The organism is Streptomyces sp. NPDC126510, from assembly GCF_040302345.1.
GTDB lineage: Bacteria > Actinomycetota > Actinomycetes > Streptomycetales > Streptomycetaceae > Streptomyces.
In genome coordinates this window covers 309,217-324,672 of the sequence record NZ_JBEORR010000009.1, presented here as the reverse complement: position 1 = coordinate 324,672, position 15,456 = coordinate 309,217, and the positions used below count along the sequence as shown (strand labels likewise).

The 15,456-nt window shown below is 72.7% G+C and carries 8 protein-coding genes and 1 rRNA gene; 3 read left to right on the top strand and 6 right to left on the bottom strand.

Going from position 1 to position 15,456, the window contains the following annotated elements; translation table 11 throughout:
* Both ABTX60_RS15675 and ABTX60_RS15670 read right to left on the bottom strand, forming a co-directional pair.
* Positions 1-92: ribosomal RNA gene (locus ABTX60_RS15675) — 16S ribosomal RNA — on the bottom strand; the annotation flags it as partial.
* A 664-nt stretch (positions 93-756) separates the two neighbouring features.
* On the bottom strand, positions 757-1,305 hold the full coding sequence (locus tag ABTX60_RS15670; RefSeq protein WP_104778914.1) for a MarR family winged helix-turn-helix transcriptional regulator: 549 nt from the start codon (positions 1,303-1,305) through the stop codon (positions 757-759).
* Positions 1,306-1,427: 122 nt separating this feature from the next.
* Here ABTX60_RS15670 and ABTX60_RS15665 point away from each other — a divergent pair, with 122 nt between their 5' ends.
* Positions 1,428-2,693: an MFS transporter gene (locus ABTX60_RS15665; protein ID WP_352097591.1), complete on the top strand. Its 1,266-nt coding sequence runs from the start codon at positions 1,428-1,430 to the stop codon at positions 2,691-2,693.
* Positions 2,694-2,706: 13 nt separating this feature from the next.
* Here the strand turns inward: ABTX60_RS15665 and ABTX60_RS15660 are convergent, their stop codons facing one another.
* Positions 2,707-4,374, bottom strand: a complete 1,668-nt coding sequence (locus tag ABTX60_RS15660; RefSeq protein ID WP_352097571.1) for an ATP-binding SpoIIE family protein phosphatase — start codon at positions 4,372-4,374, stop codon at positions 2,707-2,709.
* Between the two features lie 174 nt (positions 4,375-4,548).
* Positions 4,549-5,928 (bottom strand): NAD(P)/FAD-dependent oxidoreductase, encoded by a 1,380-nt coding sequence (locus tag ABTX60_RS15655; RefSeq protein ID WP_352097570.1) that lies wholly within the window; start codon positions 5,926-5,928, stop codon positions 4,549-4,551.
* Positions 5,929-6,301: 373 nt separating this feature from the next.
* Between ABTX60_RS15655 and ABTX60_RS15650 the strand changes: the two genes are divergently transcribed.
* Entirely contained in the window at positions 6,302-7,066 is a 765-nt protein-coding gene (locus ABTX60_RS15650) for a TetR/AcrR family transcriptional regulator (protein WP_352097569.1), read from the top strand.
* A 261-nt stretch (positions 7,067-7,327) separates the two neighbouring features.
* Positions 7,328-9,307: a sigma-70 family RNA polymerase sigma factor gene (locus ABTX60_RS15645; protein WP_352097568.1), complete on the top strand. Its 1,980-nt coding sequence runs from the start codon at positions 7,328-7,330 to the stop codon at positions 9,305-9,307.
* Positions 9,308-9,340: 33 nt separating this feature from the next.
* Here ABTX60_RS15645 and ABTX60_RS15640 read toward each other — a convergent pair whose 3' ends face one another.
* Together ABTX60_RS15640 and ABTX60_RS15635 are read right to left on the bottom strand one after the other, a co-directional pair.
* Positions 9,341-12,631, bottom strand: a complete 3,291-nt coding sequence (locus ABTX60_RS15640) for an AfsR/SARP family transcriptional regulator (RefSeq protein WP_352097567.1) — start codon at positions 12,629-12,631, stop codon at positions 9,341-9,343.
* A 130-nt stretch (positions 12,632-12,761) separates the two neighbouring features.
* Positions 12,762-14,879: an asparagine synthase-related protein gene (locus ABTX60_RS15635; RefSeq protein ID WP_352097566.1), complete on the bottom strand. Its 2,118-nt coding sequence runs from the start codon at positions 14,877-14,879 to the stop codon at positions 12,762-12,764.
* Positions 14,880-15,456: the final 577 nt, after the last annotated feature.

The window sequence follows — 15,456 nt, the reverse complement described above, 5'->3', positions numbered from 1 at the left end:
CTAATCCCCACCGAAGTGGTTCATCGTTCGACTTGCATGTGTTAAGCACGCCGCCAGCGTTCGTCCTGAGCCAGGATCAAACTCTCCGTGAATGTTTACCCGTAATCGGGTGCACACATCACGAGAGCGGAACAACCACCGGAATAAGGCGGTCGTTCACAGCGTCCTCGCTGTGTTTTTTTCAAAGGAACCTCGCCACCGGACAAGTCCGATGGACGGGGTATCAACATATCTGGCGTTGATTTTTGGCACGCTGTTGAGTTCTCAAGGAACGGTCGCTTCCTTTGTACTCACCCTCTTGGGCTTTCCTCCGGGCGCTTCCCTTCGGTCTTGCGTTTCCGACTCTATCAGATCTTTCCGATCCGATTTCCTCGGTGCTTTCCAGGTTCCCGCTTCCGCGTTTCCCTTTCCGGCGGTTCCGACTCTATCAGATCCTTTCGGGCCTGATCCCCGGTCAGCGGGGTTTGTCTTCGCGGCTGTTGGGCCGTTCCGACGTTCCTAACCTTAGCGCGCCCTCTCGGCGATTCCCAAATCGAAGCCGTTCGGAGTCGATCAGGTCGTCGAGTCCCAATTCGAATTGAATTCGGGCGTGCCGAAATCAACCCCGTCGGGAGGTCGAGCTAGTGGTTGGGATGCCGCTGCTGCGGCGGAAGTGCTGCCGAAGAACCGTTCCGGCTCCGTGGCAACCCGAAGAACTCTACGGATCCGCCAGGGTGGTGTCAAGCGGCCCCTGTCAAGATCTTTTCGGCCCCGGCGTCAGTCCAGGTCGGTGAGGCGTCCGCCGGCGTCCGGCTGTGCGTGCTCGACCCGGCGCAGCAGGCGCGTGAGCACTTCGCCCAGCGCCGTGCGCTCGTCCGGTGACAGGTCCTGGAGCAGGTCCTCCTCGAAGACCGTCGCCAGGCGCATTGCCTCCAGCCACTTCTCTCGCCCCTCGGATGTCAGCTCCACGATGACTCGTACGCGGTTCGACTCGTCTCGCTCACGGGTCACCAGAGATTCGGCAACCATGCGGTCGATCCTGTGGGTCATCGCGGCCGGGGTGAGACCGAGGCGCTTGGCGAGGTCGCTGGGGCCCAGGCGGTAGGGAGCGCCGGAGAGAACGAGGGCCTTGAGGACCTCCCACTCCGTGTTGCTGATGCCGAGGGTCGAGGTCTGGCGGCCGTAGGCGACGTTCATGCGGCGGTTCAGGCGGGACAAGGCCGAGACGATCTGCTCGACCTGGGGGTCGAGGTCCTGGAACTCGCGCTGGTACGCGGCGATCTGCTCTTCGAGGGTCGGCTCGCTGGGGCCGGGGGTGTCGCCCATGAGCGCAGTATCGCACGATCGTTCTTTGCGTTGAAGTCCTTGGGTATGTACTCTTTAGCTTCGAACTTTAGCTTCAAAGTCTTCACTCCTAACTTGTGAGAGAGGTGAACGTGACCAGGGCGATGGGCGCGGCGATGCGCCGGATTCACGTGGGTAACGCACTCAGCGCGTTCGGGCTCGGCTTCACGGTCCCGTACCTGTACGTCTATGTGGCGCAGGTGCGAGGCCTTGGAGCCATGACGGCGGGTCTCGTACTCGCCGTCTTCGCTGTGGCCGCGCTGGTCGTGCTGCCGTTCGCAGGGCGGGCCATCGTCCGGCGCGGCCCGCTGCCGGTCCTGCTCGTCGCCCTGGTCACCGCCGCCCTGGGCGCCCTCAGTCTGGGGATCGCGAGCAGCGCGGCGGCCGTGCTGGTGTCCGCCTCCCTGCTGGGAGCCGGGCAGGCCGTGATGCAGCCGGCGCTCGCCACGATGATCGTCGACTGCTCCTCGGCGGAGACGCGGTCGCGAGCCTTCGCCATGCAGTTCTTCCTGCAGAACCTCGGGCTCGGTGTCGGCGGCCTCATCGGCGGGCACCTCGTCGACACCACGAGCGCGGCCTCCTTCACGCTGCTCTTCGCGATCGAGGCGGCGATGTTCCTGCTGCTGGTCGTGGTGATGACGACGGTGCGGATGCCGCACGCGCCGCGGATCGGGGACGCGCCCACGGCCGCGGGACGGAGCAGCTGGAAGCAGTTGATGGGCAACCGGGCCATGGTGCAGCTGTGTGTGCTGGGCTTCGTGCTGTTCTTCGCCTGCTACGGGCAGTTCGAGTCGGGGCTGAGCGCATACGGGGTCGAGGCGGCCGGGATATCGACGTCCGCGCTCGGGACCGCGCTCGCCGCCAACACGCTGATGATCGTCGTCGCGCAGTTCGCCGTGCTGCGGTTCGTGGAGCGGCGCCGGCGGTCGCGGGTGATCGCCGCTGTCGGGCTGATCTGGGCCGTTGCGTGGGTCGTCGCCGGGTACGCGGGGCTCGGGCACGGGAGCCAGGAGATGGCGACGGCGGCGTTCGTCTCGACGTACGCGCTGTTCGGGCTGGGTGAGGCGATGTTGTCGCCGACCGTGGCCCCGCTGGTCGCGGATCTCGCGCCGGAGGGGATGGCCGGGCAGTACAACTCGGCGTTCGCCCTGGTCAAGCAGTTGGCGCTGGCCGTCGGGCCGGCGGTCGGCGGGCCGCTCGGGGCCTCGCTGCACGCGCCGTACATCGTGGCGTTCCTGGTGTTCTCGCTCGGGATCACCGTCCTGGCCGTGCGGTTGGGGCGGCAGCTGACCGATGTGCAGGATCAGCCGTGGCTCGGGAAGAGCCGGGTCGTGGCGCGGGGCGGGGCGCCCGTCTCCGCGGACGTCTGATCCCCGTTCCCCTCTATGTGACCGGTGTGCGCGGCAGGGCGAATTCGCACCAGACCGCCTTGCCGCCGCCGGGGGTGCGGCGGCAGCCCCAGTTCGACGCGATCGTGGCCACGATGGCGATGCCGCGGCCCGATTCGTCGCCGGGTTCCGCGCGGCGGCGTCTGGGGAGGTGGTCGTCGCCGTCGGTGACCTCGATGATCAGGCGTCTGTCCGTGCGGCGCAGGCGCAGCCGCATCGGCGGGGTGCCGTGCTGGAGGGAGTTGGCGACCAGTTCGCTGGTGGCCAGAACCCCCAGGTCGTGCAGGTCCGCGGGGAAGCGCCAGCTGGTCAGGACGCCGGAGGCGAAGGCACGCGCGCGGGGGGCCGCTTCCACGCCGCCCAGGAGTTCCAGGGCTGCGTTGCGGAAGAGCTCGCCGTCCGCTCCCGTGCGGGCGGGGTGCTGGAGGACCAGGACTGCCACGTCGTCGTCGTGGTCGGGTGTCACTCCCGCGGAGCGGACCAGGCGGTCGCAGACGACCTGGGGCGTGCCCGTGGCGCCGGCCAGGGCGCGTTCCAGCGCGGCGATGCCCTCGTCCAGGTCCGCGTCGCGCCGCTCGACCAGGCCGTCCGTGTAGAGGACGGCCGTGGAGCCGGGGGCGAGGGGGATCGAGCCCGAGGCGTGCATCCAGCCGCCGGTGCCGAGCGGGGGGCCGGTGGGTTCCTCGGCGCGCAGGACCGTGCCGTTCTCGTCGCGGACGAGGATCGGGAGGTGGCCCGCCGAGGAGTAGATCAGCTTGCCCTCGTTCGGGTCGTGGATGGCGTACGCGCACGTGGCGATCTGGTTGGCGTCGATCTCGGCCGCCAGGCCGTCCAGGAGCTGGAGGATCTCGTGCGGGGGGAGGTCGAGGCGGGCGTAGGCGCGGACCGCCGTGCGGAGCTGGCCCATGACGGCGGCCGCCCGGACGCCTCTGCCCATCACGTCGCCGATGACCAGGGCCGTGCGGCCGCCGCCCAGGGTGATGACGTCGTACCAGTCGCCGCCGACCGCGGCTTCCGTGCCGCCGGGGTGGTAGGTGGCGGCGATGCGCAGGTCGTCCGGCTGTTCGAGTTCCTGCGGGAGCAGTGAGCGCTGGAGAGTGACCGCCGTTTCGCGCTGGCGGCGTTCGCTGGCGCGCAGGCGCTCCGCGGCTTCGGCGTGGTCGGTGACGTCGGTGGCGAAGACGAGGACTCCGCGGCCCTCGCTGCCGCCCTTGCCGTCGCCCTGGGCGACCGGGGTGCACGTGAAGCTGTAGGAGCGGCCGTCGGGGGCCTTGCGGGACTTGACCGTGCGCGGTTTTCCGCTGCGCTGGACCTGGTCCAGGAGGGGGAACAAGCCGAGGGCGTCCAGCTCGGGGAGGGCCTCTCGGGCGCGTTCGCCCAGGGGGCGGATGCCGAAGGCGGTGGTGTAGGCGTCGTTGACGTAGGCGATGCGGTGCTCGGGGCCGTGGACCAGGGCGACGAGGGACGGGACGCGGTCGAGGACCTCACGCACCCGCAGTTCGTCGACGGCGGGAACGGACGGTGTCTCGTCGGTCGGTTGTTCGGCGCGGGCGGCGGGTACGGAGCCTTCCCCCCGCCGGTCCGGGGAGGCCGTCTGCTCGGTCCGCGCTGCGGCGCGGCGCTGCGTTCCGGGGAGCCGGGCGCTCCAGCGCGTGAAGTTCACGAATCCTTGCCTCGTGTAGTGGTCGGCGGCCGGCACCGGAACCGGCCGGGGCCCCGGAGGGCCCGCACCGGGGCGAGTGAGGGCGTGCCCGCGGTGGTGGACCAGTCTGGCAGGGCGCGGACCGGACCAACATCCGTCAGACGCCGGGCCGGCCGCAGGAGTTCCTGGGTCCGGTCAGGACGACCCCTTCGGGTTGTGCGGGGGGTCTTGAGAAGGCTTTCCACCGGCCGCAAGTTCGAACTCCGCCCGGGGGTGTTCGAGTGAACCCAGGGAGACGATCTCCCGTTTGAACAGGCCGGCCAGGGTCCATTCGGCCAGCACGCGTGCCTTGCGGTTGAAGGTGGGCACACGGCTGAGGTGGTAGGCGCGGTGCATGAACCAGGCGGGATAGCCCTTGAGCTTGCGTCCGTAGACGTGGGCGACGCCCTTGTGCAGTCCCAGTGAGGCGACCGAACCGGCGTAGGCGTGCTCGTACGTCTGCAGTGGTTCGCCGCGCAGGGAGTGCACGATGTTGTCGGCGAGGACCTTGGCCTGGCGGACCGCGTGCTGGGCGTTGGGTGCGCACTCGCGGCCCGGTTCTCCGGCGGTGACGTCGGGGACGGCGGCGGCGTCTCCCGCGGCCCACGCGTGCGTGGAGCCGTCGACCGAGAGTTCCGGCGTGCACTTCAGGCGTCCGCGGCCGTTGCGGGGCAGGTCGGAGGCGGCGAGCACCGGGTGGGGCTTCACGCCGGCCGTCCAGACGACGGTACGGGTGGGGAAGCGGGCACCGTCGCTGAGGACGGCCACCCGGTCGGCGCAGGACTCGAGGCGGGTGTGGAGGCGGACGTCGATGTTGCGGCGGCGCAGCTCGGTGACGGCGTAGCGGCCCATCTCCTCGCCGACCTCGGGCAGGATGCGGTCCGAGGCCTCGACGAGGATCCACTTCATGTCCTCGGGCTGGACGTTGTGGTAGTAGCGGGCGGCGTAGCGGGCCATGTCCTCCAGTTCGCCGAGCGCCTCCACGCCCGCGAAGCCGCCGCCGACGAAGACGAAGGTGAGGGCCGCGTCGCGGATCGCGGGGTCGCGGGTGGAGGAGGCGATGTCCATCTGCTCGATGACGTGGTTGCGCAGGCCGATGGCCTCCTCGACCGTCTTGAAGCCGATGCCGTGGTCGGCGAGGCCGGGGATCGGCAGGGTGCGCGAGACGGAGCCGGGGGCGAGGACGAGCTCGTCGTAGGACAGTCGTTGTCCGCCCGTGCCCTCCTCCTCGGTGGCGAGGGTGGTGACGGTGGCGGTGCGTTTCGCGTGGTCGACGGCGGTGGCCTCGCCGATCAGGACCCGGCACCGGTCGAGGACGCGGCGCAGCGGTACGACCACGTGGCGGGGGGAGATGGCGCCCGCCGCCGCCTCGGGGAGGAACGGCTGGTAGGTCATGTACGGGTCGGGCGTGACGACCGTGATCTCCACCTCGCCCCGGTCCAGCTCCCGTTTCAGTCTGCGCTGCAGGCGCAGGGCCGTGTACATCCCGACGTAGCCGCCACCGACAACGAGAATGCGCGCACGTTCCTTCACCATCCCATGACGCACCCGTCGCTTGCGTTTGTCCACAGCCTCGACGAATTGTGTGACCGGAGCGGGAGAGCGCGCGGAGTTGGCCGGATTAGCGACCTGCGGCGCATTAACGCAGGTCAGGAGGGGTGGTGCGGGGGGCGCGCGGGGGCACATTCGGGACGTATGCGGCCCGTACTCCGATCGGTGGGCGCTCTGTGCGGAACGTGCCCCTTCTGAATTGACTCCCTCTCAACTATGTTCGTGTGTCGACGGGGTGTAGGGGGATGCGCTCACCGGGGTCCGCGACGGGCGGGCCGCGGAACGGGCCGGTTCCCGCGTCCCGGCATCGTATTGCGGGGAGTCTCCGGGGGGAGACGTCATTACCGGGGGAATACTTATGCATGTTCAGGACTCTCATTGGTCGCCCGCGTCCGCAGTGACGGCGGGCGGTATGACGATGAGCGCGCCGGGCAGCGGACGCGACGCGTCGCGGACGACGCCGCTGCGTGTGGACGCACAGCGCAATCTGGAGCACGTACTGCGGGCGGCGCGCGAGGTCTTCGGCGAGCTGGGCTACGGCGCGCCGATGGAGGACGTGGCGCGACGCGCGCGGGTCGGCGTGGGCACGGTGTACCGGCGGTTCCCGAGCAAGGACGTCCTGGTGCGCCGGATAGCCGAGGAGGAGACCTCCCGGCTGACCGACCAGGCGCGTGCGGCGCTCGGGCAGGAGGACGAGCCGTGGTCGGCGCTGTCGCGCTTCCTGCGGACGTCGGTGGCCTCCGGCGCCGGGCGGCTGCTGCCGCCGCAGGTGCTGCGGGTCTCCGTCGAGGACGGTGCCGGTGGCCCGCGGGTGCCGCAGCAGCGGACCCAGCCGGGCACGACGGAGCTGCGACTGGTGCCGGACCAGCCCGTCGCGGTCGCGTCGGTACCGGCGGTGGCGGCCGAGGACGACGCCGGGACGGCGGCGCTGCTCGAGGTCGTGGGCCGGCTCGTGGACCGGGCGCGTGCGGCCGGTGAGCTGCGTGCGGACGTGTCGGTGTCGGACGTGCTGCTGGTGATCGCCACGGCCGCGCCCTCACTGCCGGACGCCGCTCAGCAGGCGGCCGCCTCGGCCCGGCTGCTGGACATCCTGCTGGAGGGCCTGCGCTCGCGACCGGCGTGAGCCACCGGGGCCCGGGCCGAACAGGCCCGGGCCGGGTGGGGCTTCCGGGCTCGGGCGGCACGTCCGGGCCCGGAGCGAACCGGAGAGAAGACCGGAGAGAAGAGGAAGAGCCTTCCCCGAACGAGTGACGGCCAGCACTGCCGTGCGATAAATCCCCACGGATGAGTGATGGTCCGAACTTCGGGCTTCTGACCATAAGCCCATATGGCACGCTGACCCGGTGGTATGGACGGATTGGGCGGCTGCCGGGGGCTTTCCGCGATGAGCGTTGACGGGCGGGACGAGTCGAGCGGCAGCGGGCACGGCGACGCGACGGCCGGTGGTCCGGTCCCGCCGAAGGTGCCGAGTCAGGGTGGACGCGCGAGCGTGCCGCCCGCCGGGCACCCGGCCGACGGTTCGGTCCCGGCCCAGCGCGACAGGCGCGAGGACGGCGCCCTGCCGCCGCGCGAGATGCCGCCGTCCGACTCCGGCCTCATCGACCGGATGCGCGCGGGCGACGACACGGCGTACGAGGAGCTGTACCGGCGCCATGCGCAAGCCGTGCGCCGGTACGCCCGCACCTGCTGCCGCGACGGTCACACCGCGGAGGACCTGACCGCCGAGGTCTTCGCCCGCATGCTCCAGGCGGTACGCGGCGGCGCGGGCCCCACCCACGCCGTACGGGCCTACCTGCTCACCTCCGTCCGGCGAGTCGCCGCCTCCTGGACGAGGTCGGCGCGGCGCGAGCAGCTCGTCGACGACTTCGCGGTGTTCGCCGCCCAGTCCGCGCACGGGCCCGACGTGTCCGGCGACGACACGCTCGAACTGGGTGCGGACGTCCGGGCGATGCACGAGGCCGAGCAGTCCATGGCCATGCGGGCTTTCCGGTCGCTGCCGGAGCGCTGGCAGGCCGTGCTGTGGCACACCGAGATCGAGGACGAGTCCCCCAGTGAGGTCGCCACGCTGTTCGGGCTGGACGCCAACGGCACCCGAGTACTCGCCAGCCGGGCCCGCGAGGGTCTCAAGCAGGCCTACCTCCAGGCTCACGTGAGCGCCACGCTCACCGGCGACGAGGAGTGCGCACGCTACGCCGACCAGCTCGGCACCTACGCCCGCGGGCGGTTGCGCATCCGCGCCGAGCGGGGACTGCGCAAGCACCTGGACGCATGCGCGAAGTGCCGGCTGGCCGCGCTGCAGATCGAGGAAGTGGCCGGCGGTATCCCGGCGGTCGTGCCGGTCGCCGTCATCGGCTGGTTCGGGGCCGCCGGGTACGCGAAGGCCGCCGGGCTCATCGCCGGGGGCGCGGGAGCGGCCGGTGCGGCGGGGGCCGCCGCGGCGGCGGGTGGCTCGGCCGGTGGGGCAGCCGCGGCGGGGGGCGGTTCGGCCGGTGGTGGGGGTGGTGCGGCGGTCTCCGAGGGGGTCGGCGCGCCGGTGAAGGCCGGTATCGCGGCCGGTGTGGTCGCCGTGGGTGTGGTGGCGGCGGTGGTGATGGCGCTGGCCGGAAACGAGCAACCGAAGGAAGAGGCCAAGGCCGACCCCTCGCCCCCTCCGCCGTCGTCGGTGGTGCGCCCGGGTGAGCCCACGCCCTCGCCCCCGCCCTCCTCCTCACAGCCCGGACCGGAGCCGCGGCCACCGGGGATCATGCCCGCGCGTGCCGAGACGCCCGCACCGGCACCGAGCCTCAGGACCAGCACGCGTCCCGTCCCGGAAGTTGCTCCCACGCCGACCCGGACGCCCGCTCCACCGCCCGCGCCCCCGAAGCCGACTCCGCCCCCTGCCCCCACACCGACCCCCACTCCCCCGCAGCCCCCGCCGCCCCCGCCCGCCCCGGTCGTCTACCGGTGGAGCGAACTGTCGTACGACATCAGCGGCGACGGCGCGAAGCCCGAGATGCGGATCGGTTCGAGCAGCTGGGTCTGGCAGCGGTCCGGCCTGTCGGTCGGCGGCCGGAGTCATGCCCACGGCGTCACCGTGCACGGCCGCTCGTCCGTCACCATCGACCTCAACCTCGCCTGCTCGTCGTACGACGCGCTCGTGGGAGTGGACGACATGACGTTGCGGCTCGGCAAGGTGCGCTTCTCCGTCTACGCCGACGGGGTCCGGCTGTGGCGGTCCCCGCTGATCGAGGGCGGTGATCCGGCCGTGCCCGTGCATGTGAACCTCACCGGCCGCAGCACGGTCCGGCTGGTGGTGGAACCGCGCAGCGCTCTCGACCATCTGATGCCGGTGGACTGGGCGGAGTCCAGGTTCACCTGCGACTGACACGGTTGCCGCTGCGGCCGACGTCAGGACGGCTCACGGCACCCGGTCGGGGGCATGCGTGCGGCACGCCTCCCCCAGCTCGCGCAGGACGTCGTCCGCGGTGAGGGCCGTGCCCCGGGCGCACTCCGCCTCCCACCGGGCACTGCCCAGAGCCGCACGCGCGGCGGCCTCGGCGCGTTCCGCCGGGGCTCGCTCCGGGACGGAGCGCGGGCGGCCCGACCGCCAGTGGTCGCCGGCACCGAGCAACCGGGCCGCGCGCGGGAAGTCGCCGAGATCGGCCAGCAGTTTCGCCGCGCCGTCCACGACCGTGGCCCGAACCACCTCCGAGCACCGCTTGTCCACGGCTTCGCGCAAGGCGGCGGTGGCCTTGGACAGGGCAGACCGCGGGCCGGACTCCTGCGCGGTGATCACGGCGTCGAGCAGGAACAGCATCACCATGAACTGGGGTGGCGGGGTGCCGGGGGCGGTGTTGGCGCGGGCCTCCTCGCACCACGCGCGCGCCCGGTCGGTGTGCCCGTCCTCGAGGGCCATCTGGGTGCGCATCAGCAGGACGTACGCCTTGGAATCCCTCACTCCGTACCGTTCGGCGGCGGCGGTGGCCTCGTCCAGCAAGGACCGTGCGGACCCCCGGTCGCCCGCACGGTAGGCGATCTCGGCGAGCCGGGCGATGAGGAACGGCGACTCGGCGTAGGCACCCACCTCGTAGGCGAGCCGCAGCGCCTCCTCGTACTCCCCCTCGGCCTCCTCGAAACGGCTGCGCACCATGGCGGCCTCGCCCGCCGCGCTGCACACCTGGGCGCGCAGCCAGCGGTCGCCCGAGCGGCGGCTGAGGACCCGCAGTTCCGCGAGGTCGTCGTCGAGGCCCTCCAGGCCGCCGGGCCCGTCGACGACCGTGTGCGCGCGGAACATCAGGGCGACGGAGATCTCCCAGTCACCTCCGTACGCACGGCAGTTGGCGACGGCGGCGTCCAGGACGGGCCGGACCTCGCTCGGGTCGCCCAGGAAGGAGGAGAGGATCGGGCAGATCAGCCCCGGGATACGGGCCGCGTGCGGGCCGCCTCCCCGGTAGTGGGCCCACACCCACTCCATGTAGGGCAGCCGCTCGGCGGCGAACGTATCCACGGGCGCGACTTCGGTCATGAAGAACAGATGCAGCAGGCGCACGTCCATCCGCAGGGCGTGCAGCGGGTGCCCCGCCTCCCCGTCCGACGCAGTGAGGACGTGGTCGAGATGGCCGGGCTCCGGCTCGCCGCCGGGCGGCACACGGCCCGCCGCGTCGGCGGTCGCACCGAGGCGCAGCGTCCGCTCGAGCCACTCCATGCCCTCGTGCCGGTAGTTGCGCAGCCACCAGAACCAGCCCATGGCCAGGGCGAGGCCGGCGGCCTCCGCTTCTTCCCCTTCGGCGAGGGCCCGGTCGAGGGCCACGCGGATGTTGTCCAGCTCGGTCTCCAGGCGGGAGATCCACGGCAGTTGCCCGGCGGAGCGCAGCTGCGGATCGGCCCGCTCGGCGAGCGCACGCGCCCAGGCGCGGTGCCGGAGCTCGGCGGTGGTGCGCAACCCGGGGATCTCGGCGGCGCGCTCGACGGCGTACTCGTGGATGGTCTCCAGCATCCGGTACCGCATGCCGGAGGAGCCGTCGTCCGCGGCTGGCGCCGCCACGACGAGGGACTTGTCGACGAGGGCCCCCACCAGCTCGGCGGCGGGCCCGGAGCACACGGCCTCGACCGCCGCGAGGTCCCAGCCGCCCGCGAACACGGACACCTCGCGCAGCATCGTCCGCTCGGTGTCGTCGAGCAGGTCCCACGACCAGTCGACGACGGCACGCAGGGTCTGCTGGCGGGGCAGGACCGTACGGCTCCCGGAGGTGAGGAGGCGGAAGCGGTCGTCGAGGCGGTCGGCGATCTGCCGGGGCGTGAGCAGCCGGAGCCGGGCCGCCGCCAGTTCGATGGCGAGCGGCAGCCCGTCCAGCCGCCGGCAGATCTCCGCCACCGCCTGCTGGTCACGGAGCACGGCCTCCGCGTCGGGACGGACGGCGGTGGCTCGCTCCGCGAACAGCCGGCGGGCGTGGTCGGGGCGCAGGGGCTCGACGGGACGGACCAACTCACCCGGGACGCCCAGGGGTTCCCGGCTGGTGGCCAGGATCGTGAGCCCCGGGCAGCGGGTCAGGAGGGTCTCCGCGAGGTGGGCGGCCGCGCCGATGACGTGTTCGCAGTTGTCGAGGATCAGCAGGAGGCTGCGCGGCGCGCAGAACTCCACGAGCAGCCCGACCGGGTCGTCCTGCACGGCGGTGAGCTCGCTGGTCAGCAGCATGGTCTCGCGCAGACCGAGCGCGCTGACCACCGCTCCCGGCACCGCCTCCGGCCGGTCGAGCGGGGCGAGCTCGGCCAGCCATGCCTGTGGGAGCCCGGCGGCGGCTTCCTCGGCGAGACGGGTCTTGCCGGAGCCGCCCGGTCCGGTGAGGGTGACGAGTCGGGCCCTGTGCATGTCGGAACGGATGGCGTCGATCTCGGGTTCCCGGCCGACGAAAGAGGTCAGGCGGGGGCGGATGGTTCCCGGTCGGGCGCGCTCTCGCTCCGGCGGCGCGGGCGGGCGTATCTCGTCTTTCGGGGCGGACTCGAGCAGGCCTGCGTGGAGGGCGCGCAGCCGCGGGCCGGGGTCGGTGCCGAGGCCTTCGGCCAGGGCGCGGCGGGCGGTCTCGTACGCGGCGAGGGCGTCGGCGGCCCGTCCCGTGTCGCGCAGGGCGCGGATGAGGAGGGCGTGCAGCGGCTCGTCGTAGGGGTGCAGGGCGGTCAGTTCGCGCAGTTCGGGTACGACGTCCAGCCCGCGGCCCAGCCGTATCCGGGCCTCCGCCCTGGCCCGGGTCGCCTCCAGGCGCCTGGCCTCCGGGCGGGTGGAGGCGGTGCGGTCGGGGAGGTCGGCGAGGGCGGGGCCGTGCCAGAGGGCGAGGGCGGCGTCGAGGTGCCGTTCCGCGAGGGCGGGGTCGTCGCCGTGGAGGGCGTCGGTGCCCTGCTGGACGAGCCGTTCGAAGACGAAGAGATCGATGTCGTCCTTGCCGGCCGCGAGTCGGTAGCCGCCCGGCTCGGAGGTGACGGCGTCCTTGCCGAGGGCCCGGCGGAGACGGCCGATGAGGGCCTGGAGGGCGGCGGGAGCGTCCTGGGGCGGGTCCTCCACCCAGACCTCGTCGATCAGCGCCTGCGGAGTGACGACGCGGGAGGGGCGCAGGGCGAGGGCGGTGAGCAGGGCGCGGAGGCGGGGGCCGCCGATGGGTACGACCGAGCCGTGCTCGTCCTCTGCCGTGGTGACGCCCAGGATTCTGTACCGCACGGGGTCATTGTCGCCGGGGTGGGGATGAGGGGCGGGGGGTTTTCGCCGCGGGTGTTTTCACTGCGGAGTGTTTTCGCTGCGGGGTGTTGCTCGGGGGGCGGTGTGCGGGTGCTCGGCATCCGCACCGGCACTACACCCGCCGTCCCCCACCGGCCCCCGCCCCCAACGCCCCCCGCTGCGGTGCGATTCCCGCCGGTACGGCCCGCTGCCGCGCCGGTGTGCCCGTCCAGCAGGTGCCGCGGCGGGAGAGGAGGCGGCGGAGCCAGAGCTCCAAGGAGACCAGGTCGGCGAGGCCGTCCAGCGGGAGGGGCTCGCCCGCCGCCGCGCCGCGCAGCGCCTTGCGGACCACGCGGGCCTCGACCAGACCCGCCTCCGCCAGCAGTGGGGTGTCGAACAGGGCGACCAGGGTGTCCGCCGCCACGCGCAGTCCCGTGCGCTCCGCGGCCGCCGCCGTCGCCTGGGTCGGGGCGCCCCAGCCGGGCGGCAGTTCGCGGACTCCGGCCCCTTCCAGCACCGTGCGAAGGATCGCCGCCCGCGCCCCCGGCCGCACCCGCAGCGCCTCGGGAAGGGCCCTGGCCGAGCGGACGACCTGGTTGTCGAGGAACGGCGCGTGCAGCCGCTGGAAGCGGACCTCCGCCGCCTGCTCCAGCACCCGCAGGTCCGCCGCATGCCGTGCCAGCGCCGCACGCGCGCGGAAGTCTCCCGGCCGCTGTCCCGGCCCGACCAGCTCCGACCGGTGGGTGGACGCCTGAAGACGAACCGATACTTCAGCGAGCGCCTCACCGGTCAGCCAGCGCGCCGCCGGCCCGGGTCTGCCCCAGGTCAACGCGGCGAGCGAGGCGTCCAGCGCACCGCCGGGCGCGTCGAGGCCGTCGTCGGAACGAGGGTCCAGCAGGCGCTCGGCGAGGGCCTCGAGACCCGACCGGTACGGCATGCGGGACAACCGCCGCGCCGCCGCGTACACACGCGCGGGCACCAGCACCGACCCGTCGGCCTTGGCCAGCGCTGCGACCGGCCGCACGAGATGCCGCCGCCTGCGGTCCATCAACAGGTCGGCCAGACGGGCGGGATGGGCGTCCAGGACCTGACGTGCGCCGTAGCCCGTGAAGTGGTCGGCGCTGCCGGCCGCCAGCCGGGCCCGATGGCGCGCCGCCGACACCAGGCACGGCCCGGGTTCGTCCGTGAGGGGCCCGTCCAGGTCGGCGTAGGGGAGGGTCCCCTCGTCGCCCGCCACGACGACGTGGTGCAGCCGCGGATTGGCGGCCAGCGCGCCCGCCCGCTCCAGTTCGGCCTCCCGGCCTCCGACGGCGAGGTCGTTGAACGTGACGGCCAGCAGCCGCTCCCCCGCACCCGTGCCGTGCCCCAGTACCGTGCCCGGCATCCCGGGCAGGCCCGCGGCGAGCAGCGCCAGCGCTCCGGAGGCCGGCCCGCCGGACAGGTCCGCGCCTATTCCCGGCACCGGCATCCCGCGCGCGGCACGCCGCTCCGCGGGCCCCATGCCGGGCACGGGGCCGGGGTCGATGTCGGCGCCGGGGACGTGCCGCGGCGCGGACAGCCGCGTCCGCACGGCCTCCACGAGCGCGTCGCGCACCGCGTCGACCGCGCTGTCGGGATCGGCCGGTGGCGCCGCCACGGCCAGCGAGGCGACCGGCTCGTACCCGGCGATCTCGCGCGCCCCGGCGCGCAGGATGAGGGCGTGCCCGGGCGGAATGCGCTTCACGCCGTCGTACGGCGTGGAGTCGTGCAGCGCGGCGGGTACGTCAGGAGCCGCCAGCAAGGCGGCGAGGTGCCCGAAGTCGAGGTTGGCCTCGATGAGGTCGGCCAGCGGCAGCGCGGCGGTCGCGTACGCCGTACCGCCGGCCCAGGGCGTGTGGAACACCGGCCGCGCGCCCGCGAGATCACCGCAGACGGTGATCCGCCTGCCGACCTGGACGATCGCGGTGTAGCTGCCCGGCCAGGCGGTCAGGTGCCGAAGTGCGCCGCCGCGCGCGGCGAACAGCGCGACGCGCAGCTGCTCGTCGGTGGCGCCGCAGATGCCGAGGACGGCGATCCTGGTCCGGTCGTCGGCCTTCACGACCCGCACCTCGTCGGGGCGCCAGTCACCGACCGCCCACAGCGGATCGGGGTCTCCCCACAGGAGTTGGGATCCCACCGGGTGCAGTGTCTCCCCCTCGGAGCCGGTGGCCCCCGCCGAACCGGCAGCGACGGCTCCCGCGGCGGTGCTGCTCCATCCCACCAACCACCGCATCGCCGCCTCCACAGGCTGTGGACAACCAGTGCACCGTACGAACCGGTTCACCATGCTGCCATGAAGGAAGCGTTCCAGAGGGTGCCGACGCCGCTTGCGCTCCGCCGAATGCGCCCCGGCGGAGCCACCCGCACGGTCGCCGACACCCCGAACACCCGCACCCCACAAGAAGATCCGGGCGGAATGCCCGTCGGAGAACACGGCCGACGAGCCACCGGAAGAAGACGAACGCGGCACCCGCACAAGACGAACGCGGCACCGGAAGAAGCGAAGCAGAACGAAGGGGCGGCGAAGAATCAAGGCACGCCAGCGACATGTCTGCGGTAGTACTGCGACGCGAATGCGCCCCCGAAACGCGCCCTAATCACGCCCGACGCGCCCTCAAGTGCCATGGTCGGAGCCCTGATAGCCCACGACCGGCGGGGGCGATTTTCGGCCAAATCGCTGCCACGCCGACAGTCTCGAACACTCTCCGTACAGGCGCGGCACCCTGCCACCCGGTCGCGCAGTCCGGGAGACGGAGCACGCCTCCCGGACCGTTCCGCCGCCCGCGGGGATGTAGGCGGCGGTGTCCCCC